Below are 24,167 nucleotides of genomic sequence, written 5' to 3' on the forward strand. Positions count from 1 at the left end.
CGGCGGCCGGTGGCAGCCGGCCGGCCCGGGACGCAGCGTCCCGCCCGCGGCAACGATCCGCCTGTCCGGAAGACGTCCGGCCGCCGGCGCCCCTCAGGCCAACAGGCGTAGCGTCCGGTCGATCGCGATGCCGTCCGGCGTCAGGGCGCAGCCCAGCACCAGCGCCTCCACCCCGCGGTCGAGCGCGACGCGCAGGCCGGCGGCATAGGCCGGGTCGATGTCGGCGGCGATGCGGAACGTGTCGCAGTCGGCCCGCTGCACCAGATAGACCATCACCGCCCGGTGCCCGGCGGCCACCATCGCCGCCAGTTCCTCCAGGTGCTTCGCGCCGCGGCTGGTGACGCAGTCGGGGAACTCCGCCAGCCGGTCCTGGCGGCGCAGATGGACGTTCTTGACCTCGACATAGGCGCTGCCGCGCACCGGGTCCTCCAGCAGGATGTCGATGCGGCTGTTGCGGCCGTACTTCACCTCCCGGCGCAGCGTGGCATAGCCGGCCAGCGCCGGCACCGTGCCGGCGACGATGGCCTCGGCGACGATGCGGTTGGGGTGCGCCGTGTTGCAGCCGACCAGGGTGCCGTCCGCCTCCACCAGCTCCAGCGTATAGGGCAGCTTGCGTGCCGGGTTCGGGCTGCGCGACAGCCAGACCGGGCTGCCGGGCGCGTCGATCCCCAGCATGGTCCCGGAATTCGCCACATGCGCCGTCGCCGCCGTGCCGTCGGGCAGCAGCACGTCGGCCAGGAAGCGCTTGTAGCGCCGCACCAGGGTGGCGGGGATCAGCGGGGTCGGGAAGCGCATGGCGGGCCGGGCTGTGGTCGGAGCATGTCCGGGGCGGGCAGACAGCAATGTCCGCAAACCGGCCGGCGGTCTATATCCTTGTAGTCCCGCCCTCCCTGTAACCGCGCCGCGACGGCCGCCCCCCGGAGCCGGACCATGACGACCGAGAGCCAAGCCCCCGCCGCCGCCGATCCGGCATCCTCTCCCACCGCCGCCCTGCTGATCATCGGCAACGAGATCCTGTCCGGCCGCACGCAGGACGCCAACCTGGCCCACATCGCCCGGACGCTGGGCGGGCTGGGCATCCCCCTGCGCGAGGTGCGGGTGGTGCCGGACCTGGAGGCGGAGATCGTGGCGGCGGTGAACGCCCTGCGCGCCCGCTATTCCTACGTCTTCACCACGGGCGGCATCGGGCCGACGCACGACGACATCACCGCGGCGAGCATCGCCACGGCCTTCGGCGTGCCCCTGGTCCGGCACCCGGAGGCGCAGGCCCGGCTGGAGCGGCACTATGCGGGCACGGGCATGCTGAACGAGGCCCGGCTGCGCATGGCCGACACGCCCGAGGGCGCCAGCCTGATCGACAACCCGGTCAGCGCTGCGCCGGGCTTCCAGATCGGCAACGTCTTCGTCATGGCCGGGGTGCCGGTCATCATGCAGGCCATGCTGGCGGGGCTGGCGCCGCGGCTGGTCGGCGGCCCGCCGGTGCTGTCGAAGGCGGTCGTCTGTAGTGTTCCGGAAGGCACGCTGGCCGATGCGCTGCGCGCCATCCAGGCGGATTTCGCCGACGTGGACATCGGCAGCTATCCCGCCTTCCGGCAGGGCCGCGTCAGCACCAGTCTGGTCCTGCGCGGGACCGATCCGGCCCGGCTGGAGGCGGCGACGGAGCGCGTCGCCGCGATGGTGCGCGCACTCGGCGACGAGCCGTCGGTGCAGGACGGGACCGGCTGACAGGGCGGGAGCCCCCGGGATGGTAACGGCACAGCTTTCGTGCCCAGGGTATGCAGTCGTTGCCCGCAAGTGCTTGGTTCATGTTTATGCGTTAACGTGCGGCGCCGAGTTGATGTCTGCCCGGCGTCAAATAGACCCGGGCGCTTGTTGACATCTCTCTCGGACTTTAAATAAATAAAAAAAGGCCGAGCTTCGCCCGGCCGCGACCACTTCTTGGGGCCCGTCGCCCGTGCCGTCCAGTCTCATCGAACCGCTTCTGCTGCTCTCGCTGCTGCTGTTCATCGGCGCGGCCGGCTGGCGCTACGGCGTCGGTCTGCTGTTCGAGATGCGCGGCCTGCAACGGACCCGCGAGCTGGAGCGGCTGGTGACGGAGACGAAGGGCATCGTGCGGCAGGCGGCGGAACTGGATCTGGCCTACCGGGAGCAGCGCCAGAAGGCGGACGCCCTGCGCCGGGAGACCGGCATCATCAAGCGTCAGGTCGCCGATCTGGCGCGCAACCGCTACACCATCGTGCAGCCGCTGGGTCGCCCCGCGCCGGAGCGGCGCTGCTTCGTCTTCGAACTGCTGCGGACCGACGGACCGGCCGCGCGGCAGGCGCCGGGGCAGCGACCGCTGGCCGATCCGCGGTTCTGGCTGCACCGCAGCTATGCCGAAGTCTGGTCGGAGGACGCCCGCACGGCGGCCCGCCTCGTCGAACTGACGTTCGATGCCCGGTCCGGCTTCCGCCGGTCCTCGCTGCTGGAGGAGCGCGCCTTTGGACGCTGACATCGGACTCGGCCTGTTCGCCCTGCTGCTGGTCTGCGGGGCCACCTATTTCGGCATCCGTGCCTTCGTCGCCCTGGCCGAGGGGCGCGCGCGGCTGCGCCGGCTCGACCTCGACCTCGTGGACGCCCGCGCCGAACGGACGGACCGCGAGGCGATCCGCCAGCGCAACGAGTCCCTGCTGCGCACCACCGGCGAGCAGGTGGCGCAGCTCACCGCCCAGCTCGAAACCGCCCGGGCCGAGCTGGAGGAGGCGAAGGCGCGCAAGCCTGTCCGCATCCATCTGCTGTCGCGCAAGGTGGAACCGTCCTGGCCCCTCTACATGGCCCCGGTGGATGCCGCTACCGGCTTCGAGTCCGAGCCGGGCGGCCGCGCGGACAGCCGGATCTATGCCGGCCCGGCCCCGGACGAGGCCGCCTTCCGCGAGGAACTGTCGGCCCGCTTCCCCGCCGCCGGCGGCTTCACGGTCGGCAGCGTCACCCTGTTCATGCCGTCGGAAACCGCGCTGGCCGCCCGCCGCGCCGTCGCCTGACGGCGGCGGACGGGCGCGGGTCAGGGACCCGTGTCCCGTAACGCCCCCAGCAGGTCATCGGAAAGGTCCTCCGCCGCCTTCAGCAGGTGGGGCCAGTCGTCGGGCGGGGTGCCGCGCCCGAGCATGGCCCTGAACACCGCATAGGGGGCGGTCCGGCTGCCGCGGGCGCGCAGGGTGGTCTCGTCGTTCACCCAGGCGAAGACGATGATCCGGGCCCGGCTGTCGTAGCGGAAGAAGAGTCGGAACCGCTGGCCGAATTTCGCGCGCGACCAGTGCCGGTATGCCTCTCCCATCGTATTGCCGATGCGGTAGTCCGGCTTCCCGGGATCGGCCGGAATGACCTCCAGGACCAGTCTGGCCACAGCGGCCAGCACCCGGACGTTGGCGTTCGTCCGGAAGCCGTCCGGGTCCGAGGCCCGCGCCCGCGCGCAGGCCTCGCTCAGGGAGCGCATCTGGTCGATCATCATGCCGTGGAAGAGCAGCGTCCAGCCGCCCGCGGTCAGAGGCACACGTCGCCCTCGATGGGGGCGTCGAGATCGACCTCGACGTCGTCCAGGGCCTGTCGCAGCGCACCGGCCAGATCGTCCGGGAGCCGCTCCACCCGGCCTGCGGCGATGTCCGCGGCCATCATGGCAAGGAAGGCGCCGATGGCGGGGTCGGTATGCTCCTCCTCCACCGCCTCCAGAACGATCCGGCGCTCCTCCGTCCGGACGCGGATGCGCCCGCCGTCAGGGACGCCGAGCAACTGCCGTATCGCCAGCGGAAGCGTCGTCTGCCCTTTGCTGGTCACCGTGCAGATCTTCTCGATCCGTGCCGCAGGCGCCATGACATCCTCCCTGTCCCGAGGGGGTTCAGGGTAATGGGAATTCATTACCTGTCAAGGCGCACGCGGTTCCGGGCATGGTCCCGAGGGGCGGCCGCCCCGGAGGCGACCGCCCGCCCGGCGTCAGTAGCCGCGGTCGCGGTCCACCAGATGCTCCAGCGGCTGGCCGGCGCGGTGGCGGCGGATGCCCTCCACCACCTGCGCCACGGCCGTGCGCGGCTGGGTGATGGCGGCGATGTGCGGGGTCACCACGATCTTCGGATGGCTCCAGAACGGGTGCGTGTGCGGCAGCGGCTCCTCCCGGAAGACGTCCAGGGTGGCGCCGGCGAGCTGGCCGGAATCCAGCGCCGCCAGCAGGTCCTGCTCGACCAGGTGACGGCCGCGGGCGGCGTTGATGACGACGGCCCCGCGCGGCAGGGCGGCGAACAGCCGGCGGTCCAGGATGCCGTCCGTCTCCGGCGTCAGCGGCAGCAGGCAGACCAGGATCTCCGTGCGGGCCAGGAACGGGGCCAGCCCCTCCGGCCCGTGGAAGCTCTGCACGCCGGGCAGGGACTTCGGGGTGCGGCTCCAGCCGGCGACGTCGAAGCGCAGCGCGGCCAGGGTCCGGGCGGCGTCCGCGCCCAGCGCCCCCATGCCCAGGATGCCGACCTTGCGCTCGCGCGCCAGCTTCTGGTGCAGCACGGGGCGCCACACCGCCTCGCGCTGCTGGCGCGCGAACAGGGGACCGCGGCGGTGCCAGGCCAGCACCTGCTGGCAGACATAGTCGGTCATGCCTTCGGTCAGGCCGGGCTCCACCATCCGGACCAGCGGCACGCGCGGCAGGTCAGGATCGGCCAGCAGCGCATCGACGCCGGCACCGACGGAGAACACCACCTTCAGATTCGGCAGGGTGGCCAGCAGGCCGGGCGGCGGCGCCCAGACCAGGGCGTATTCGACGGCGTCGGGGTCGGGCAGTTCCGGCCACACCCGCAGCGGCACCTCGGTGAGCCGGGCGCGCAGTTCCGCCGTCCAGGCGGCGGGGTCCTCATGCGTGGAAACGAACAGAAGCGTCATGGCAGCAAGCCGTTAGCGGAGGAATACGTCACCGCTTATCCCACAGAGGGGCGGAACGTGAAACCCCTGCCGGCCGGGGTCAGCCGGGGTCCTATCCGGGCGGATACGGCGCTGTTTTCCAGGTTGCGCCTCGGCCCGCACCGGGGCCGCCGTTGCCGCCGCCACGAAAAAGAACCCCGCCGGTCGGGCCGGCGGGGTTCGAGGCTGCCTGATCGGAGCGGCCGATCAGAGCCGGATCAGAACTGGAACTGCAACCGGGCGGCCAGGATGTCGGCCTCGACGTCCTTGCCGGTCGGCTTGTCGCTCTCCGCCATGATGTAGTTCAGCATGAAGCGGATCGCGGCGTTCGGATACCAGTTCAGGCCGAAGGTCCACAGCGTCTCCTTGCCCGGGCGGTCGAAGGCGGAACCGCTGCTGCCCGCCCCGGCCGAGGCGTCCACGAGGTCGGCCTGGCTGTAGCGCACGGCCACTTCCCAGGCGCCGATGCCGCCGGTCGGGGTGAACGGCCAGGCCGGCTTCACGCCGGCGAACTCGCCGACCGTGTAGTTGCGGCGCTCGCCGGTCAGCACGTAGCCGGCGGACACGTAGAAGGCGTCGAACTCGGGGTCGTTGAACGGGTTGACGGCGTTGGTGCCCGGGACGCGCTCCTTGGTGTTGGCGCCGAACACGGTGTATTCGCCCGCCGCCCAGAGGTTGCGGTAGTTGCCGCCGACATCGACGCCGTAGCCGTAGGCCGAGTCGATGTTGGTGATGTTGGCCGAACGGGTCAGGCGCTGCGTGCTGGAGCCGATGCGCGCACCCGGCCGGTCGTCGAAGCGGATCGCGGTGCCGCCGGCGCTGGTCGTGCCGGCCTCGGGCTGGACCTGATAGACGCCCGAAGCGCCGATGCCCATGCCGCCCATGTTGGTATCGATGACGCGGTAGGCGGCGCGGCCCAGGATGTTCACCTGGTCGTCGCCGGTGCCGGTGCCGATGCGGTTGCCGGTCACGTAGGCGGCAACGATGTGCCTGTCACCCCGGTTGGTCACGCCGATGGCGGTACGGCCGTCGGACGCGCCGATGTTCACGATGTAGTTGGCGGCCGGCGCCCGCTCCATGAACGGAATGTCGTTGGAGGAGGTGCTGTCATCCAGGGTGAACTTGGGCTGCATCACGCCGAAGTCGAAGGTCCAGCCCTTGATGCCCCGGTAGGACACGTTGGCGGCCTGAAGCTCGATGCCGTTGCCGCGGTTCGGGGCCGCGTTGAAGGTCAGCTCGACGGCCCAGTCGTTGTACACGGTGCCGTTGATGCCGAAGAAGGCGCGGCGGATGTTGAAGCCGTCGGTCAGGTCGGGGATGCCCTGGTCCTCCTCGGGGAACCAGGCGCCGTAGTCGGCATGGACGCGCATGCGGATCGCCATGTCGAACGCCTTGTCGGCGGTGCGGAACCGCGGGCGGCCGCCGTCCACCGAGACGGTCGGGGCGTCGGACACCTTCTTGCCGACGGCCGAGATGTCCTTTTGCAGCGACTCCTTGAGGGACGTCATCTGGCTCTGAAGCGCCTGGATCTGACGGTTCAGCGCTTCGATCTGAGCCTGCTGCGAGGCGGTCTGGCCGGCCGGGGTCTGGGCGAGGGCGGTGCCCGACGCCAGCGTCGCCACACCGAGGACGGTGCCGGCGAGCAAGGTGGTCTTGAACGTCATTGTTGTGCTCCGTTCGGGATTCTGACGCCGTGGTGCCCGCAACACCCACGGATTCCCGAACGCGATCCGGGCCCCCGATCGGAAATGGTGTTCCAGGCCGCCGAAGCCCTACCAAAGCTGTATGACACCTCGAATGAACTAATATTTCCATTTTGTTTCAACCTGACGGCGCAGCGCCACTGTGCCTGTCACGCCACACATCCTTTTGCGCGGGGGACGGCGTACCCCTTCCGGTCGAGAATGCCCCGGCGCCATCCGCGCGGACGGGGAAAGGGCCTGCACAAAAAGGTTGAGAACGGGCCGCGACCAAGCAATGGTGGCGGGCAGGGGACTGCTGCGGGGAATTCGGGCGCGGGGACCATGGGCGGGCCGACGGGCGAGGGGGAAGACGCCGATACCGGGATCGTGGCCGGCAGGGGCAGGACGTCCCCCGACGGGCCGGCTGCCGGCGCGTGTCCCCCCGGCATTCCGCCCGCTGTCGCCGCGGCGGCGGACCCCGGCGGCAGCGGGCAGCTACCGCTTCTCGTCCCCGTCATCCTGCTGCTTCTGGTCGCGGTCGCCGCGGTCGCCGGCATCCTGATCCTGGGCGCGCGCGAGCAGGACCGCGCCATGGCCGCCCAGTCCCGCCGCATGGTGGAGGTCGCCCTGGTCCAGGCCGAGCGGGCCCTGGGCAACAATGTCCGCGACTACGCCCTGTGGGACGACGCGGTGATCAATCTGCTGGTCGCGCCCGATCCCGGGTGGGCCCGGCGTCATCTCGGGGCCAGCCTGGACAGCACCTTCGGCATCGCTGCCACGGCGGTGGTGGATGATGCCGGGCGGATCATGCTGCTGATGGAGAAGGGGACTGTCGTGCCGGACCCGCCCGGCACGCCGGCCGATCCGGCCCTGGCCGCCCTGGCGACCCGCGCCCGGGCCATGTCGAAGCGGGAGGACGGGCCCGTCACCGGCATCGTGCTCCACCATGGCCGGCCCGCCCTGGCCGCGGCGGCGGACATCCGCTGGGAACGGTGGGAGGAGCGCCCTGGTCCGGGGGGCGTGCTGGTCATGGTCCAGCCCCTGGAGGGCGCCGTGCTGGAGCGGCTGGCGGCGCCGCTCATGCTGGGGCCGCTGGGGCTGGCGCCAGCGGGGCTGTCATCGACGGGTGGGGGGACGGGTGGGGGGACGGGCGGGGGGACGGGCGATACGGCTGCCCCCGCCGGTCTGGCGCTGACCACCACGGATGGCCGTCCCGCCGGCCTGCTGACCTGGACTCCGCCGGCCCCGGCGCGGGATTTCCTCGGCCGCACCGGCTGGTTCCTGTTCGGCGTCATCGCTGCCATGGTCGGGCTGACGGCCCTGTTCCTGGCCCGTGCCCATGCCTCCCAGGCAGAGCGGCAGGAGATGGCCGGCGCCCTGCGTCAGAGCGAGGAGCGCTACCGGCTGCTGTTGCAGGCATTGCCGGACATGGTCGTGCTGCTGCGCGACGGCCGCATCATGCTGATGAATCCGGGCGGCAGCGCCATCCTGGGCCTGCGCGATCCGGAAGAGGTGCTGGACCGCCCCTTCACCGATCTGCTGCCGGAGGCCGGGCGCGCCGGCTTCCGCATGATGGCCGTGCAGGCCGCCCAGGAGAACCGGCCCGTCTGGTGCAGCACGACCCTGCTCCGGACCGACGGGGCGGAGGTGCCGGTCGATCTGGCGCTGCTGTCGGTCCCGGACGGCAACGGGCCACTGCTGCTGGCCCTGGCGCGCGATCTCTCCGACCTTGCCGGCCTGCGCGAGCGGCTGCGGGAGGTCGAAGCCGCGGCCGGGCGCGCCGGCCAGGCCAGGAGCCGCTTCCTCTCCGCCGTCGGGCACGAGCTGCGCACGCCGCTGAACGCCATCATCGGCTTCTCCGAGATCCTGCGGGACGAACTGCTGGGCAGCCTGGGCAACAACCGCTACCGCGACTACGCCCAGGACATCCACGAGGGCGGGCTGCATCTGCTGCGGCTGACCAACGATCTCGTCGATCTGGCCCGGATCGAGGCGGGGCAGCTCGACCTGCGCGAATCCTGGGCGGACGTGCAGGGGCTGCTCGACCGCTGCCTGCGCCTGGGGGCGAAGCGGGCGGCCGACCAGGGCGTTTCCCTGGGCGCCGATGTGCAGCCGCCGGGCCTGCGCGTCCTGGCGGACGAGGCACGGCTGCGGCAGATCCTGGCGAACCTGCTCGACAACGCGGTCCGCCACAGCGAGCGCGGCAGCCATGTCCAGGTCCGGGTCTCGGGGGAAGGCGGCGTCTTCACCTTGCAGGTGGTCGATCAGGGCGTCGGCATGACCGAGCAGGAACTGCGTGCCGCGCTGCGTCCGTTCGGCGAGAGCCCGACCGCCGGGGAGGCGGAGGACCTCGGCCGCCGCTCCACCGGACTGGGCCTGCCGCTGGTCCGGGGCTATGTCGAGGCGCATGGCGGCCACTTCGCCATCGCCAGCGATCCCGGCGTGGGCACCACCGTGACCGTCACCCTGCCGCGCGGCCGGGTCTATCTGCCGGAGGCCGCCCGCGCCTGACGGGCGGCCCGGCACGGGAGGGGCCGACACGGAACGGCCCGGCCCCGGGGCGGCGGGGGACGGTTCAGCCCGCCAGAAGCGCCAGCGCCTCGCGGTGGGTGCGGGCGTCTCCCGCGGCGATCACCTGTCCGGAGGAGCCCAGCCGCAGCGGCCGGCCCTGCCAGTCGGTCATGCGGCCGCCGGCTCCCTCCACCACCGGGACCAGGGCGGCCCAGTCCCAGGTGTTCAGCCCCGCCTCCACCACAAGGTCGATGAAGCCGCCGGCCAGCAGCCCGTAGCCGTAGCAGTCGCTGCCATAGACCGTGTAGCGCGACGCCTTCGAGAGGCGCGCGAAGGCGTCGCGCTCGCCGGGGCCGAACATGTCGGGCGTCGTCGCCGTCAGCACCGCCTGCGCCACCACAGGGCAGGGGCGCACCCTGGCCTCGCCGCCCTCGAACAGGGTGGGGTGGCCGGCGGCGCCGACCCAGCGTTCCTCCAGCACCGGCTGGTCCAGGATGCCCAGGATCGGCACGCCGCCGCGGAACAGCCCGATCAGCGTGCCGAACAGCGGCCGGCCGGTCATGAAGGACTTGGTCCCGTCGATCGGGTCGATGCACCAGACATACTCACTGTCCAGCCCGGCCGAGCCCTGCTCCTCGCCCAGGATGCCGTCGTCCGGCCGCTCCTCGGCCAGGATGGCGCGGATCTCCTCTTCCGCCTTGCGGTCGGCGATGGTGACCGGCGTCTCGTCCGGCTTGATGTCCACGGGCACGCGGGTGCGCCAGTAGTGCCGGATCACGGCGCCGCTGGCCTCGGCCAGCCGCTGGCCCAGGGCGATCAGCGCCGGCGGGCAGGGGGGGACGGTGGGGCCAGCGGCCGGGTCATTCTGAAGGGGTGCGCCGGTCATGACGGTCTCCGCGCCGGGGGTGAACGGAAAGGGGGCGGCCCGCGGGCCGCCCCCCTGTTTGGCCGCCGCCATGTTAACCGGAATCCGGACCCTGCGATTGCGACGGATCAAGCCGCCGGATCGCATCGCGGGATCGCATCGCACCGGAGGCGCCGGGCCGGGGCCGCGGGGCGGTTCTTCAGGGCAGCGGTGCCGGGTTGTCCGACAGCGTGCGCAGCCAGGCGATCAGGTCGGCGCGGTCCTTCTGGTTCTTGATCCCCGCGAAGATCATCTTCGTGCCCGGCACGGTGCCCCGCGGGTCGGCCAGGAAGCGGTTCAGCGCCTCATAGTCCCACGGCTTGTCGTGCAGCGCCTTCATGGCGTCGGAATAGGCGAAGCCTTCCATGTGGGCGTGCGGGGCGTTGACGATGTTCCAGAGGTTCGGCCCGACCCGGGTGGGGCCGCCCTGCTCGAAGGTATGACAGGCCAGGCAGGGCCGGCTCGCCTTCTGGCCGGCCTGCGGATCGGCCGCCGCCAGCAGCGGCGCGATCGGTTCGGGCCCGCCTTCCTCCTGCCCGGCTGCGCCGGCGGGGGCGCCGGTGTCGGCCGGCGTGCCGGGGGCGCTTTCCGCCGGGGCCGCCGCCGTCTCGGGCAGCGTCACCTTGTAGGCGTTCTCCGCAAGCTGTCTGGGCTTCACGATCTGGTCGGCGATGAAGCCGCACATCATGGCGAGCAGGATCGCTCCGAGCACCGCCATGAGAATCCTGTTGAGGTCGCTTCCTGCCATCACTCCCGTTTCCCTGTCTGCCGGTCTGGTCCGGTTCGCTTTGCGCTGGCGACAATACCGTTCCCATCCCGAACCGTCCACGGCCCCGGACAGTCCCGGGCCAGCCCTTTCCGGGCAAGCCATCAGGCCTGTGCCCTGCGGCGGAACCGTGTCGGACCTGCGGCGGACACGCGGCCGCAGGCCGTGATTGGGGCTTGACCGGCGGGGCGGAATGCCGCAGGCAGCGGGGACCATGACTGCCGCTCCGCGCAACCCCCTGATCGTCATCCCGGCCCGTCTCGCCGCCTCGCGGCTGCCCGACAAGCCGCTGGCCGACATCCACGGCCGCCCGATGATCGCGCACGTGCTCGACCGCGCGCGTGAGGCCGACATCGGTCCCGTCGTCGTCGCCTGCGCCGATGCCGCCATCGCCGATGCGGTGACCGCCGCCGGCGGCCGGGCCGTGCTGACCGACCCGGACCACCCGTCGGGCTCCGACCGGGTCTGGGAGGCGGTCTGCCGCGTCGATCCCGACGGCCGGCACGACGCTGTCGTCAACGTGCAGGGCGACCTGCCGACCATCGACCCGGCGGCGGTCCGCGCCGTGTTCGGGCCGCTGGCCCGGCCGGGGACCGACATCGCCACCCTGGCGGCCGAGATCGTGCGGGCGGAGGAGCGGAGCAATCCCAACGTCGTGAAGGCGGTGGTGGAGCTGGCGCCCGGCGCCCGCGACGGCCGCGCGCTCTACTTCACCCGCGCCACCGCGCCCTGGGGTGAGGGGCCGCTGTTCCACCATATCGGCCTCTACGCCTACCGGCGCGAGGCGCTGGCCCGGTTCGTCGGCCTGCCCCCGGCCGCGCTGGAGCGGCGCGAGAAGCTGGAACAGCTCCGGGCGCTGGCGGCCGGCATGACGATCGCCGTCGCCGTCGTGGACACCGTGCCGCTGGGCGTGGACACGGCCGACGACCTGGAGCGCGCCCGCGCCCTGCTCGACCCCCGGACCGGCGCGCGGCCGGCCCTGCCCTGAGGACCCGACCGTGAGCCAGCCCGCCGACATCATCGCCTACCAGGGCGCCCCCGGGGCCAATTCGGACCTCGCCTGCCGCAGCGTCTTCCCGGAGATGCAGCCGCTGGCCTGCGCCGCCTTCGAGGACGCCTTCGCCGCCGTGCGCGAGGGCCGGGCGCGGCTGGCGATGATCCCGGTGGAGAACTCGGTCGCCGGCCGCGTGGCCGACATCCACCACCTGCTGCCCAAGGGCGGGCTGCACATCATCGGCGAGCACTACCAGCGCGTCGTCCACTGCCTGCTGGCGCCGAAGGGCGCCACGCTGGCGGGGCTGCGGCAGGTCCACAGCCATGTCCAGGCGCTGGGCCAGTGCCGCGGCTGGCTGCGCGAGCGGGGGCTGGCCCCGATGACGCACGCCGACACGGCCGGGGCGGCGGCGGACGTGGCGCGCTGGAACGACCCGGCCCAGGGCGCCATCGCCAGCCGGCTGGCGGCGGAGATCTACGGGCTGGACGTGCTGGCCGAGGGGATCGAGGACGCCCGGCACAATACCACCCGCTTCGTCCTGATGGCGCGCGAGCCGGTGGTGCCGCCGCGCGGCTCCGGCCCGTGCGTCACCAGCTTCGTCTTCCGCGTGCGCAGCGTGCCGGCCGCGCTCTACAAGGCGCTGGGCGGCTTCGCCACCAACGGCGTCAACCTGACCAAGCTGGAAAGCTATCTGGTGGACGGCCGCTTCACCGCGGCGCAGTTCTATGTCGAGGTGGAAGCCCACCCGGAGGACCGGCCCCTGCGGCTGGCGCTGGAGGAACTGGCCTTCTTCGCCCGTGAGGTGACGATCCTGGGCGTCTATCCGGCGCACCCGTTCCGCATCAAGCAGGGCGAGGACGCCGCCGGGGAGGACTGATCCCCGGCGGCGGCGTCCGCCTGCGCCCGCCTCTGCCCGTCAGGGCCAGACCCCGACATCCTGCACCAGGAAGCCCAGCGCGCGCCGGTCCGGGGCCGCGCGCGCCGGATCAATGCGGCTGTTCAGGGTCAGCCGGACCGTGACCGGCCCGGGCTCCGGCGTGGCCGGGCAGGTGATCGGCGCCTCGATCCGGTAGGTTCCCGGCGCCGGCACCGGCAGCTCCGCCCCGGCGCAGCCCGGGATGGAGAGGCGCAGCATCACCGGTCCGCCGTCCGGGGCGCTGCCGCCGTCCAGACCGATGACGCCCTCCACCAGCGTGACGCGGGCCGCGACCCTCGTCTCCGCCAACCGTTCCAGGGTGACCGTCACCTCCGGCGTGGCCCAGCGGTAGCCGGCTTCGCGCGGATGGACGCCGGTGACATGGGGATAGTCCTCCGTGCCCAGGTCCACGGCCCGCCGCAGCCGGTCCGAGGGCAGGACCTCTGGCGGCACGGGCAGGATGCGGAACACGACCCCGCCATCGCTGCGGAACACCGGCTCCAGCGCGTAGAGGCGGCGCAGTTCCTCCAGCCCACCGGCGCTCAACGCAAGGGCATAGCGGTCCCATACCAGATAGCTCTCCGGTCCGGTGCGGACCGCCTCTGGCGACCAGGTCTCGATATCGTCGATGCGGCGTCCGGACAGCAGCGCCACCACCGGCGCCTGCCACCAGCCCTTGCCGAACAGGCGGGCGTCCGCCGGCAGGACCGCGACCGCTTCCGCCACGTCCACCTCGGCGGCGACGGCAGGCGGCGGCTCGGCAGAGCGGAAGATGAGCTGGCCGTTGAAGCCCAGCGCCGCCAGCGGCAGCGCCAGCAGCGGCACCAGCAGCAGGGGCAGCATCCGCGGCACCCGCCGGGGCAGGGCGGCCCCGGTCCAGGCGGCCCCGGTCCAGGCGGCACGGGCGCAGGCGGTGGCGACCAGCAGGATCGTCACCTCCTGCAACACCAGCCCGTTCATGATCCGGCGCAGCCAGGCCTGCTCGGTCGGCGTCACGAACAGCCACCACAGGGCATAGGCCGCTGCCACGCCGGCGATGCTGCCCAGCACCAGCAGCCGGCCGACGCGGCCGGCGCGCAGATCGGCCCGCAGCATCGCCAGCACCACCGGCGCCGGCAGCACCCAGAACAGCAGCAGCAGCGGCCAGGGCGTGCCGGTCTGCGCCGCCAGCAGTCCCAGGTGGGTCCAGCCCTTGGCCAGGATACCCGGCGTGTCCTGTAGCTTCGACTCCACGCCGGACTGCGACAGGATCTCCCCGATCTGCGGCATCCACCAGCCGACATAGGCGTCGAGCCCGCCCAGCGACAGCAGGCGGTACGCCTCCCAGACCAGGACCGGCCCGGCCAGCCCCAGGGCCAGCGCCGCCAGCAGCCGCCAGCGGGCGGGGCGGCCCAGGGCCAGCAGCGCGAACAGGCCGGAGACCGGCAGTACCCAGATCAGCGCCACCGTCTTGGTCAGGAAGGACAGCGAAAGCGCCATACCGCCCAGCAGCGCCAGCGCCGCGGCGCGCCGCCCGGTGCCACGCTCCAGCGCGCGGGCCAGCGGCGCCAGGGCGGCGAACAGGAAGGCCAGCGCCGGCACTTCGCCATAGCCGTTCATCGCGTACTCGGCCATGCCCGGCGCCTGCACGGCCAGCACGACCGCCAGCAGGGCCACGGCCGGCCGCTCGCGCCGGCGCACGGCGACATAGAGCGCCAGCGCGAACAGCACGACATAGCCCAGGTTCACCACCTGGCTGCTGAACACGCCCACGCCCAGCACGCCGTAGGCCAGCGCAGCAGGAACGACATAGGGCGCGTTCGTCTGCGTCTCGATCGGGAACAGGTGGAAGCCGTTGTAATAGCTTCCGTAACCCGTTCCCTCCAGCAGCGAGCGGGCGACGTTCAGGTTCAGCCCGCCATCGAAGGAGGGCGGCGACCACAGCGCGGTCTGGACGTAGAAGACGATGATCGACACCAGGCAGAGGCCCAGCACGAAGACCGTCACCTCCCCGGCGGTGGCGTTCTGGGGGGCGTTACTCGGCACAGAAGACTCCGGACTGTGGCAGGGGAGTGATCCTGAAGGGAGGGAGTGGTAGCTTGAACGAAACTAGGGGGGCTGATGCGGCAGGTCCAAGCCTCTATGCGGCCGGACTCCATTGGTCGCTTGTCATCAGTCCGCACGACCCGGCCGGACAGACCTGCCGGACCCGGGTCCCTGATGCCGCAAGCCTCTACCCCCGTCCACTTACTGGGGGACTGGCCTCAGCCGCCGGTTACCAGATCGCGGAACTCCGCCACCACCTTGGTGTAGATCTCCCGCTTGAAGGGCACGATCAGGCGGATCAGATCGTCCATGGGCACCCAGCGCCAGGCGTCGAACTCCGGATGCGCGGTGGCAAGGTCGATCTCCGCATCGGTGCCGGTGAAGCGGAACAGCAGCCACTTCTGCTCCTGCCCGCGGAAACGGCCGCCCCAGACCCTGCCCAGCAGGTGCGGCGGCAGATCGTAGCGGTGCCAGTCGCGGCTTTCCGCCAGGAACTCGGCCTTCGCCGTGCCGATCTCCTCCTCAAGCTCGCGCAGCGCGGCCTCGCGCGGGGTTTCGCCCGGGTCGATGCCGCCCTGGGGCATCTGCCAGGCGTCGCGCGTGTCCAGCCGGCGGCCGACGAAGACCCGGCCCTCCCGGTTCAGCAGCATGACGCCGACGCAGGGGCGGTAAGGAAGGGTTTCGGGGTCGATCTTCATGGCACGCGGCATATCCGGTAGCGGGAAGGGCGCACCCTACACCGATCGTCCGCCGGATGCAGCCGACACGGTGGACGGTTCCGCGGGCACGTCATCCGCCTCTGCCCGGTGTCGCAGCCAGTGACCTGTCCGGCTCGCGGCGGGGCATCCGGCGCTGATCGTGCGGTCCTGATCCGGCCGAGATCAACGCCAGCCGGCGTTGTCCCGCATGCAACGCAATGTTCCCGGATTTCCTGCACCAGCGTTTTCAGCCGGCAGACATCCTGCGACAGCCGTCGAGGTCTTCGTGGAGCCGGAGGAACGGGTTACACTTTCCGACAATTTCGTATAGTTTGATGCATCCCGGGGCTAGTCCTGCCGACGGGACGGTGCATCGTGGGGACGACGCATGTAGGATGCGTGAACCCCGGCCGGCGGAACAGGTCGGGCGGGGGGCGCTGTAAGGACCAGGGCGGATCACGGCGGGCCAGGAACGGAGATGAATCGTCCGAATGCACCCAAGCGCGACTGGGTCCGGGTCAAGCCCGGCGAGCGGGCGGCGCCGATTGCGGAGAAGCCGGAGCACGACGACCAGAAGCTCCTGACGCTCCTGCAATCCGCCAAGCGGGAGGTGCAGGGCCTGCGCCTGATCCATCTGCACATGTCGCTGCTGAAGGACAAGACGCACCTGGACATCATGTCCATCCGCCGCGCCATGCAGGAGACGGCGGACCAGTCCGCCTATCTCCAGGTCTTCAACCTCTCCAACGACGACGTCATCGTCCTTTACAAGGGGATCAAGTTCTCCCTCATCTCCGACGTCTGCCAGAAGATCGAGAAGCTGATGCTGGCGCGGACCATCATGGTCAAGCGCAATCCCTACGGGGAGGACAGCCTCTATTCGATCATGGAGCTGTCGCTCAATTTCGTGAACGTCCTGCGCTTCGTGGAGGGCTTGCAGAAGGACGTGGGCGGCGAGCAGGCGGTGCAGCAGACCAAGCCGCCGATCACGCTGGAGGAACTGGGCAAGATCGAACGCGCCGTGCAGATGTTCGACCTGTCCCCCTTCATGCTGAACCAGCCGGTCATCAACATCCACAACGCCGAGCAGAACGAGTTCGAGTATTTCGAGCTGTACATCGCCGTGAAGGCGCTGGAGGAGCGGCTGTCGCCGCAGTTCGACATCACGGCCAACAAGTGGCTGTTCAGCTACTTCACCGCCAACCTGGACCAGTCGGTGCTGAAGGCGCTGAACTACGGGGTGGATTTCCTGCGCGGCCGGCGGCTGGGGCTGAACCTGAACCTCTCCACCATCCTGTCGGCCTCCTTCATCAAGTTCGATGAGCGGCTGACCACCGACCTCCGCGGCAACGTGGTGCTGGAGATCAACAAGGCCGACCTGGTCGAGAACATCTCCCTCTACAAGGAGGTGGTGGATTTCGCCGCCACCCGCGGCTACCGGATCTGCATCGACGGGCTGAACGAGTTCTGGGTCACGCACATGGACCTGGAATACATGGCCTGCGACTACGCCAAGATCATCTGGTCCGACGACATGGACCTGATGTCGGAGGACGAGTACCAGACCTTCTCCGAGAAGATCCGGGCCCAGCACAACTGCCGCTTCGTCCTGGCCCGCTGCGGCACGGTCAGCGGCCTGATGTTCGCGGAACGGGCCGGGATCGGCCTCGTGCAGGGCCGCGTCGTGGACAACATCCTGCGCAAGGGCGTGCTGATCCACGATGCCATCAAGACCGCCAAGGTCATGAGCGATGACTGAAGCGATGGCCGGTGCCGCGGCCCGCCGCCTCCCTGAAACCTCCGGGAAGCCGGCCTCCTATGCGGAGGGGGTGCTTAACGGCGGGGCCATCCTGTCGTAACAGGAGCTGAGTCGCCGTCCGCGCGACCATCCGCCAGCCACAGGCATCCATCGACGGCCATGTCCACCGCCCCCGGCACCTCTTCCCCCGCAGATGGCGACGGCGCCCGACCCGCCGGGGCGGAACCGCAGGCCCAGGCGCCCGCCGCGCCCCCGCCCCAGGAGCCGGCTCCGGCGCCGGAGGGGAGCGACCCGAGCACCCATTTCGTCTTCAGGAACAAGGTCTTCACCCTGGCCGGCGGGTATTTCAGCCTGACCCGCGACACCGGAGAGGCGGTCTACAACGTCCATCTGGGCGACGTCTGGGGCAAGCTGCCCTTCCGCACCCTGCGCCAGACCTTCGACATCGACGAGCGCAGCGACGACGGCCGCCTGCTCCAGGTGGTCGAGCGCGGCCTGAAATACGTCAAGGAGATCCGGCCCGGCGACAGCATCCCGCGGGAGCTGCTGGACGGCTCCGCCTCCTGGCGGGTGGACGAGCGGCACCTGAACATCGCCCGGGGCCGGCTGGCGCTCCAGCTCGTCTCCTGGATCACCGGGAAGGAGACGGTGATCACCGAGCGCTACCAGCTCGAACAGATCGTCGAGGACCCGCAGACCAAGCAGCGCACGCAGGAGGCCTTCGCGCTCCTGGCCCAGCGCATGGGCATCCCGGAGGAGCGCAAGCAGGAGGTCGTGGACCGGGTGGATTCCCTGGCCCGCGAGCTGTCCTACATCGAGGCGCTGCGCGACCGTTTCGGGCTGGTGCAGAAGATCGTCTTCAAGCTCGGGCAGGCCAAGCGGGTGTTCCGCGGCGACCAGCAGCTCCTGTCGGACATCGCCCGGATGCAGACGCTGGTGAAGGCGCCCTATGCCCATTTCGAGGACATCTTCCAGCAGCTCGACGGCCAGACCGGCGAGATCATGGCGGTGCTGAAGACCTATGACGCCCAGGTCGCCTTCATCCGCCGCATCCGCGACGAGCTGCACACCGCGCTGATGGTCTGGGACGACCAGATCGAGGCCTGGACCGACCAGGAGATGGAGAAGACGCCGGAGACGGAGGCGCTGCTCAAGCGCTTCTACCAGTTCCTGGCGCAGAACTTCCTCATCAGCAAGGTCTGGCAGCGCGGCGGCTGAGCCGCCCCGCCGCCTTTTCCTCGCCTTCTCCTCAGCGGCCCTCCCGCCGCCACGCCGCCAGCAGCAGCCCCAGCGCCAGCGTCAGCACGGCGATCCAGGGCAGCAGCGGCACCTGATCCACGCCCGTGACGACATGGTCGCCGTTGGCGCGCAGTCCCAGCCAGCCGCGCCCGGCGGCGTCGCGTCCGGGGCGCACGCGGCGGGTGTCCGGGGCGGCGCCGTCCCGGTCGGCCAGCCAGAAGGCGCCGCCGCCCGTCCGCCGCAGCACCGGCTCCAGCGGGTCCGCCGAGGTGCGCATGTCGGCCAGTTCCGGCGGGTTCACGGCGCCGACCACGGCCAGCGCCGTCCGCTCGCCGTCGCTGACGCGCCAGATGCCCGGCTCGGTCGCCAGCAGAGTCGCCGTCTCCAGCCCGTCGGCCTGTTCCTCCAGGGTGAGGTCCCGCGCCACGTCGGAGGGGGAGGCGACCTGGACCGTCCGCGGGTCCGGCTCCAGCGCGCGGCGCTCGACGGTGATACGGTTGCCGTCCACCCGGGCGCGCAGGTCGTTCTCCTCCAGCGCCGGTTCCTTCATCAGCCAGTGCGCCAGCCGGCGCAGCAGCTCCGCCTGCGGGCCGCCGCCCTCGAAGCCGCGGCTCCACAGCCAGATCTGGTCCGAGGTGAGCTGCGCCACCCGGCCCTGGCCGACCCGGTCCAGGATCAGCAGCGGCCGCCCGTCCAGCCCGTCCATCACCACGGTGCCACGACTGGGCGTGGTGGCGATCTGGCGGAACCAGCGGCCCCAGTCGCCGCGGCCGTCCGGCCCCGCCAGCCCGGCGGTCACCGGATGGCGGCGGCCGACCTCCGTCACCGTCGGGGTGAAGGGCTGCTCCAGCACCTCCCCGGTCGGCTCCGCCGGCAGCACGGTCCCCAGCGGCGTGCGGAACAGCGACAGCGGCGTGGCGAAGGTCGGGCCGCTGGCCTCCAGGAAGGCGCCGCCCTTCTCCACATAGTCGGCGATGTTCGCCAGATACATGTTCGGCAGCACGCCGCGGCGGCGGTAGCGGTCGAAGATGATGAGGTCGAACTCGTCGAGCTTCATCTCGAACAGCTCGCGGATCGGGAACGCGATCAGCGACAGTTCCCGGATCGGCGTGCCGTCGTTCTTCTCCGGCGGGCGCAGGATGGTGAAGTGAACCAGATCGACGGACGGGTCCGCTTTCAGCAGGTTGCGCCAGGTCCGCTCGCCGGCATGCGGCTCGCCCGACACCAGCAGCACCCGCAGCCGGTCGCGCACGCCGTTGACGACGATGGCGGCGCGGTTGTTCGCCAGCGTCAGCTCCTCCGGCCCGCGCTCCACCTCCAGCTCCACGACGTTCTGGCCGCCGTGCGTCAGGGTGAAGGTGAGGGGGATCTCCTCCCCCACCGGCACGCGGTAGGGCCGGCCGGTCCCGCCGTCCTGCGTCACCACCAGGGTCGCCATGCCGCCGGTCCCGCCGGGCAGGTCGTCCACCCGCACGGTCACCGTCACCGGCCGGTCCACAATGCCGAAGGACGGCGCCTGCACCACCGCCAGCCGGCGGTCGCCCTCGTCGCGCTCGCCGGTCAGCAGGGCGTGGACGGGGCCGAACCCCTCCAGCGTCGGCAGCGCCTCGGCCACGTCATGGACCTGCCCGTCGGTCAGCAGCACGGCCCCGGCGAGGCGGCGGCGCGGCACGTCCGCGACGGCGCGGTTCATCGCCTCCAGCAGCCGGGTCTGCTCGATGCCCGCCCCCTCGGCCCCGGCGGCGTCGGCGGTGCGGACGACGCGCACCTCCAGATCGTCGTAGCGGGCCAGCTTCCGTTGCAGGTCCTCCAGGGCCCGTTCCGCCCGGGCCCGCCGCTCGCCCACGTTCTGGCTGGGCGACTGGTCCACGACGATGACGGCCACGTCCTTGATCGGCTCGCGCTCCTCCTGCACCAGGGCGGGGTTCAGCAGGGCCAGGAACAGCACGGCCAGGGCCAGGGCGCGCAGCAGCGTGCCGCGCGCCCGGCGGATCAGGCCGAAACCCAGCCCGGCCAGGGCCGGCAGCGCCAGGATCAGCAGCACCGCCCAGGGCACCAGGGGCGAAAAGGCGATCGAGGTGCCGGTCATTGGCCGAGCCGCTCCAGGATGGCGGGGACATGCACCTGGTCGGCCTTGTAGTTGCCGGTCAGGGCGTACATCACGAGGTTGACGCCGAAGCGGTAAGCCATCTCGCGCTGGCGCTCGGCCCCGGGCACGACGGCGTTCAGGGCGCGGCCCTGTGCGTCCACGGCCCAGGCGCCGGCCCAGTCGTTGCCGCCGACGACGACCCCGGAGACACCGTCATTGGCCCGGCCCTCCTCCGCCTCCACCCAGACCGCCCCGCCGACATAGCGACCGGGGAAATCCTGCAAGAGATAGAAGGCCTTGGTCAGCACATGGTCGGGCGGCACCGGCGCCAGCGGCGGGATGTCCAGCCCGCGCAGCAGCTCCTCCAGGCGGGAGCCGCCGCCCATGGAGAAGCCGCGGTCGCGGGTGTCGATCAGGATCAGCCCGCCCTGGCGCAGATACTCGTTCAGCCGCTGCCGGGCCGCTTCCGAGATGGCGGGCTGCGTCTCCGTCATCGGCCAGTAGATCAGCGGGAAGAAGGCCAGCTCGTCCGTCTCCAGGTCCACCGCCATGGCCCCGGCCGCCTCCACCGCCGTGCGGCGGTTGAGCTGCTCCGCCAGCCCTTGCAGGCCGGCGCGGCTGGTCGCGTCCACGCCGCGGTCGCCGGTCTCGACATAGGCCAGCCAGTTCTGCGTGCTCGCCTGCACGGCGCGGGCATCGGGGCCGCCGGTCACCGGCTGCGCCGCCCGCGCCCCGTCCGCCGTGATGCCGGTTGTAAGGCCGGCCGCCAGCAGCAGCGCCAGCCCGGCCGCCATGCCGCCGCGCCGGGACCGCAGGCGGGGCAGGGGCAGCAGGCCGCGCAGGGCCAGCCCGATGAACAGGTCCAGGACCGCCAGGGCCAGCGCCGCCGTCAGCAGGGCCGGCTTCAGGTCCAGCTCGCCGCGGCTGCCGTAGAGCCCGCGCGCCACGTTGGGCGGCAGCCCCGCCAGCGGGCGCAGCTCCGCCACGGCGGCGGACAGGTTCAGGGCCCGCCGGGCCTCGCTGGTGCCGTAGAAGCCGGGCGGGTGCCGCGGGCCGATCAGGTCGCCGGGCGGCGTCTCCGCCAGCCGTTCGGAGGCCAGCGGAAAGGCGGTGGCCGGCGGCGGCACCAGCCGGCCCAACCCGTCCAGCAGTTCCAGCGGCGGCAGCGCGCCGCCCGCCTCCGCCTCGCCGGCGACGCCGGCCGACAGCGCCACCAGCCGTTGCAGCATCTGCACGAACAGGCCGGAGAGCGACAGGTTCGACCATTCCGGGCTGGCGGTGGTGTGGACCAGCACGACATGGCCGGTGCCGCGCCGCTCGGCCGTCACCAGGGGCGTGCCGTCCTCCAGCCGCGCCCAGGTCTTCTCGCCGAGGTCCACGGACGGTTCGGCCAGCACCTGCCGGGCCACCGTCACGTCGGCCGGCACCGCGACCCCGCCGAACGGGCCGTCGGCGGCGAAGGGGGCCAGCCGCGCCGGCACCGACCAGGACAGCGCCCCGCCCAGGGCGCGGTCGCCCGCGCGCAGCCGCACCGGCACCAGCGCGTCGGCGTTCTGCGCCAGCCGCGGCCCGGCGAAGCGCACCAGCATGCCACCCCCCCGGACCCAGCTTTCCAGCCGCTCCGCCTCCGGGACGGAGAGCGAGCCGACATCGGCCAGCACCAGCACGGCGAGGTCCCGTGCCAGCAGGTCGGCGATGGTGCCGCGCCGCACCTCCGCGAAGGGGGAGAGGGCGCGCTCCAGATAATAGAGGTCGGACAGCAGCGGCTGCGCCTCGGACTCCGTCCGGCCGGAGACCAGCCCCACCGGGCGGCGGCGCCAGCGTTCGTCCAGCAGCACGGTGGCGCCGGCGGTGGACTGCCCGTCCAGGCGCACCTCCGTCACCTCGTTGCGCAGTTCCGTCGGCAGGTCCAGCCGCACCTCCGTCCGCCGCGCGTCGGGAGCGAAGGCGCCGCTGCCCGCGGCCAGCAGGCGGCCGTCGGCGCCGCTGGCGCGCACCGCCACCGGCTGCGGCAGCCCGCTCCGGGCGCGCTCCACCGGCACCAGCAGCGACAGCCCGTCCGCCACCGGGGGGCGCAGCAGCAGGGCCGGCCGGTCGGGGCCGTCCTCCACCACCTCCACTCCGCCCAGCCGGACCAGCCGCGCGGCCAGTTCCGCATCGCCGTCGGCTCCCAGCCCGTCTGACAGCCAGATGGCGTGCATGCTGCCGCGCGGGCGCAGATCGTCCAGGGCCGCCAGTGCCGCCCGGCGGTCGCCGGGCCAGGGCTGCGGTTGCAGCGCCTGCGCCTCCCGCCGGGCGTCGGCGGCGACCATCGGGCCGATCAGCCGGGGCGCCCCGGCCGCGGCCGCCGGGGCGGTGGGCAGGATCGCCACCTCGCGCCCGACGCGGTCGGCCTGGTCGATCAGCCGCCCCAGCATCTCCTGCCGGGCCGGCCAGTCGCGGCCCGCGGCCCAGCCATTGTCCACGACCAGCAGCAGCGGCCCGCTGCCGGGCAGGGCGGCGTCGGGGTTCAGCAGCGGCCGCGCCAGCGCCAGGATCACCAGCCCGGCCAGCACGATGCGCAGCAGCAGCAGCCAGGGCGGCGTGCGCTGCGGCGTCTCCTCCCGGCTGACCAGATCGCGCAGCAGCCGGATGGCGGGGAAGGCGACGGTGCGGGGGGCGGGCGGCGTCACCCGCAGCAGCCACCACAGCGCCGGCAGCACGGCCAGCGCGAGCAGGGCCCAGGGGGCGGCGAAGGCAAGGGAGCCCAGGCTCAGCATCACACGGCCTCCCGGGCCAGCGCCCCCCAGAGGGACAGCAGCGGCACCTGGGCCGGCCGGTCGGTGCGGTGGACGCTGTAGCTCCAGCCGGCGGTGCGGGCCAGATCGGACAGGCCGGCCTTCTGGGCTGCCAGCCGTTCCAGATAGGCGTCCCGGATGCCTTCGACGCGCGGCACCAGCAGCTCCTCCTCGCCCTCCAGCCCGGTGAACTCGACCCGCCCGCCGAAGGGCAGGGTCTCCTCCGCCGGGTCCAGGACCTGCACCAGATGGCCGCGCAGGCCGCGGTTGGCATAGGCGGCGACGGCGGCCTGCACCCGCTCCAGCGGTCCCAGCAGGTCGCCCATCAGCACGATCCGGGCATGGCGCGGCAGCGCCTCCACCGGCGGCACGCCGTCGCCTGCGCTCCCGCCGGCTGTCGCCGCCGCGGGGCCGGTCAGGTGCAGCGCCAGCCGCGGCAGGATGCTGCGCGCGGCCGACGGGGCGACGCCGCTGCCCAGCAGCGCCACCCGCTCGCCGCCGCGCACCAGCAGGACGGCCAGCGCCAGCGCCAGCAGGTCGGCCCGCTCCCGCTTGGTCGGCAGGACGCGGTCAGAGCGCCAGTCCATGGAGGCGGAGCCGTCGCGCCAGATCCAGACGCTCTGCGCCGCCTCCCACTCGTTCTCGCGCACGAAGACATGGCGGTTCTTCGCCGACTGGCGCCAGTCGATCATCTGGGCGCTGTCGCCGGGCTGGTAGCGGCGGAACTGCCAGAAGCTCTCCCCGGTGCCGACGCGGCGGCGGCCGTGGACGCCCTGCGCCACCGTGGCCGCGACCCGCTCGGCCGCGACCAGCAGCGGCGGCAGGCGCAGGGCCAGGGTCTCGGCCCGGTGCTGGGCGCGCAGGGCGGCGGCGGGGGCGGTGGATCGGCTCAT

General features: G+C 72.2%; 20 protein-coding genes. 8 read left to right on the forward strand and 12 right to left on the reverse strand.

What is annotated here, in order from left to right:
• Positions 1-93: 93 nt before the first annotated feature.
• Positions 94-795 (reverse strand): DNA/RNA nuclease SfsA, encoded by a 702-nt coding sequence (sfsA, locus tag ACFQPS_RS06415; protein ID WP_377357455.1) that lies wholly within the window; start codon positions 793-795, stop codon positions 94-96.
• Between the two features lie 135 nt (positions 796-930).
• Here sfsA and ACFQPS_RS06420 point away from each other — a divergent pair, with 135 nt between their 5' ends.
• The 3 genes from ACFQPS_RS06420 (at position 931) to ACFQPS_RS06430 (ending at position 3,020) form a co-directional block, all read left to right on the forward strand.
• Entirely contained in the window at positions 931-1,725 is a 795-nt protein-coding gene (locus ACFQPS_RS06420) for a competence/damage-inducible protein A (protein WP_377357457.1), read from the forward strand.
• A 229-nt stretch (positions 1,726-1,954) separates the two neighbouring features.
• Positions 1,955-2,491: a hypothetical protein gene (locus tag ACFQPS_RS06425; protein ID WP_377357459.1), complete on the forward strand. Its 537-nt coding sequence runs from the start codon at positions 1,955-1,957 to the stop codon at positions 2,489-2,491.
• A complete protein-coding gene (locus ACFQPS_RS06430; RefSeq protein WP_377357460.1) occupies positions 2,481-3,020 on the forward strand; it encodes a hypothetical protein in 540 nt (179 codons plus the stop codon). Before ACFQPS_RS06425 ends, ACFQPS_RS06430 begins: the two co-directional genes overlap by 11 nt.
• 20 nt (positions 3,021-3,040) lie before the next feature.
• Here the strand turns inward: ACFQPS_RS06430 and ACFQPS_RS06435 are convergent, their stop codons facing one another.
• The 4 genes from ACFQPS_RS06435 to ACFQPS_RS06450 all read right to left on the reverse strand — a co-directional run bounded on the left by ACFQPS_RS06435 (position 3,041) and on the right by ACFQPS_RS06450 (position 6,578).
• Positions 3,041-3,529 (reverse strand): type II toxin-antitoxin system YhaV family toxin, encoded by a 489-nt coding sequence (locus ACFQPS_RS06435; protein ID WP_465269612.1) that lies wholly within the window; start codon positions 3,527-3,529, stop codon positions 3,041-3,043.
• A complete protein-coding gene (locus ACFQPS_RS06440; protein ID WP_377357462.1) occupies positions 3,520-3,846 on the reverse strand; it encodes a type II toxin-antitoxin system PrlF family antitoxin in 327 nt (108 codons plus the stop codon). Before ACFQPS_RS06440 ends, ACFQPS_RS06435 begins: the two co-directional genes overlap by 10 nt.
• Before the next feature lie 120 nt (positions 3,847-3,966).
• On the reverse strand, positions 3,967-4,896 hold the full coding sequence (locus tag ACFQPS_RS06445; protein WP_377357464.1) for a 2-hydroxyacid dehydrogenase: 930 nt from the start codon (positions 4,894-4,896) through the stop codon (positions 3,967-3,969).
• A 236-nt stretch (positions 4,897-5,132) separates the two neighbouring features.
• Positions 5,133-6,578 carry a porin gene (locus tag ACFQPS_RS06450; RefSeq protein WP_377357466.1) on the reverse strand — a complete coding sequence of 482 codons (1,446 nt, stop codon included), beginning with the start codon at positions 6,576-6,578 and terminating at the stop codon, positions 5,133-5,135.
• Positions 6,579-6,938: 360 nt separating this feature from the next.
• On the opposite strand from ACFQPS_RS06450, the gene ACFQPS_RS06455 reads away from it, so the two are divergent.
• Positions 6,939-9,107 carry an ATP-binding protein gene (locus ACFQPS_RS06455; protein ID WP_377357468.1) on the forward strand — a complete coding sequence of 723 codons (2,169 nt, stop codon included), beginning with the start codon at positions 6,939-6,941 and terminating at the stop codon, positions 9,105-9,107.
• A gap of 64 nt (positions 9,108-9,171) precedes the next feature.
• Here ACFQPS_RS06455 and hisN read toward each other — a convergent pair whose 3' ends face one another.
• Together hisN and ACFQPS_RS06465 are read right to left on the reverse strand one after the other, a co-directional pair.
• Positions 9,172-9,993, reverse strand: coding sequence for a histidinol-phosphatase (hisN, locus tag ACFQPS_RS06460; RefSeq protein ID WP_377357470.1), 822 nt, complete (start codon positions 9,991-9,993; stop codon positions 9,172-9,174).
• A 178-nt stretch (positions 9,994-10,171) separates the two neighbouring features.
• Positions 10,172-10,759, reverse strand: a complete 588-nt coding sequence (locus ACFQPS_RS06465) for a c-type cytochrome (protein ID WP_377357471.1) — start codon at positions 10,757-10,759, stop codon at positions 10,172-10,174.
• Positions 10,760-10,991: 232 nt separating this feature from the next.
• On the opposite strand from ACFQPS_RS06465, the gene ACFQPS_RS06470 reads away from it, so the two are divergent.
• Positions 10,992-11,765: a 3-deoxy-manno-octulosonate cytidylyltransferase gene (locus tag ACFQPS_RS06470; RefSeq protein WP_377357473.1), complete on the forward strand. Its 774-nt coding sequence runs from the start codon at positions 10,992-10,994 to the stop codon at positions 11,763-11,765.
• A 10-nt stretch (positions 11,766-11,775) separates the two neighbouring features.
• Entirely contained in the window at positions 11,776-12,648 is an 873-nt protein-coding gene (locus tag ACFQPS_RS06475) for a prephenate dehydratase (RefSeq protein ID WP_377357475.1), read from the forward strand.
• 39 nt (positions 12,649-12,687) lie between these two features.
• Here ACFQPS_RS06475 and ACFQPS_RS06480 read toward each other — a convergent pair whose 3' ends face one another.
• Positions 12,688-14,712, reverse strand: coding sequence for a hypothetical protein (locus tag ACFQPS_RS06480; protein WP_377357476.1), 2,025 nt, complete (start codon positions 14,710-14,712; stop codon positions 12,688-12,690).
• Between the two features lie 218 nt (positions 14,713-14,930).
• Positions 14,931-15,422 carry an RNA pyrophosphohydrolase gene (locus tag ACFQPS_RS06485; protein ID WP_377357477.1) on the reverse strand — a complete coding sequence of 164 codons (492 nt, stop codon included), beginning with the start codon at positions 15,420-15,422 and terminating at the stop codon, positions 14,931-14,933.
• A 466-nt stretch (positions 15,423-15,888) separates the two neighbouring features.
• Here ACFQPS_RS06485 and ACFQPS_RS06490 point away from each other — a divergent pair, with 466 nt between their 5' ends.
• Both ACFQPS_RS06490 and ACFQPS_RS06495 read left to right on the forward strand, forming a co-directional pair.
• Entirely contained in the window at positions 15,889-17,169 is a 1,281-nt protein-coding gene (locus ACFQPS_RS06490; RefSeq protein WP_377357478.1) for a hypothetical protein, read from the forward strand.
• A gap of 159 nt (positions 17,170-17,328) precedes the next feature.
• Complete coding sequence (locus tag ACFQPS_RS06495) at positions 17,329-18,387, forward strand: hypothetical protein (protein ID WP_377357480.1); 1,059 nt, start codon at positions 17,329-17,331, stop codon at positions 18,385-18,387.
• 31 nt (positions 18,388-18,418) lie between these two features.
• Here ACFQPS_RS06495 and ACFQPS_RS06500 read toward each other — a convergent pair whose 3' ends face one another.
• From ACFQPS_RS06500 to ACFQPS_RS06510, 3 genes are read right to left on the reverse strand one after another with little or no spacing between them, the layout of a single operon-like run.
• Positions 18,419-20,497: a hypothetical protein gene (locus tag ACFQPS_RS06500; RefSeq protein WP_377357482.1), complete on the reverse strand. Its 2,079-nt coding sequence runs from the start codon at positions 20,495-20,497 to the stop codon at positions 18,419-18,421.
• Positions 20,494-23,256 (reverse strand): DUF4159 domain-containing protein, encoded by a 2,763-nt coding sequence (locus ACFQPS_RS06505; protein WP_377357483.1) that lies wholly within the window; start codon positions 23,254-23,256, stop codon positions 20,494-20,496. The genes ACFQPS_RS06500 and ACFQPS_RS06505 overlap by 4 nt, the downstream gene beginning before the upstream one ends.
• Positions 23,256-24,167, reverse strand: a complete 912-nt coding sequence (locus ACFQPS_RS06510) for a DUF58 domain-containing protein (protein WP_377357485.1) — start codon at positions 24,165-24,167, stop codon at positions 23,256-23,258. The genes ACFQPS_RS06505 and ACFQPS_RS06510 overlap by 1 nt, the downstream gene beginning before the upstream one ends.

Source organism: Rhodocista pekingensis (genome assembly GCF_042665545.1).
In the GTDB taxonomy this organism is placed as follows: domain Bacteria; phylum Pseudomonadota; class Alphaproteobacteria; order Azospirillales; family Azospirillaceae; genus Rhodocista; species Rhodocista pekingensis.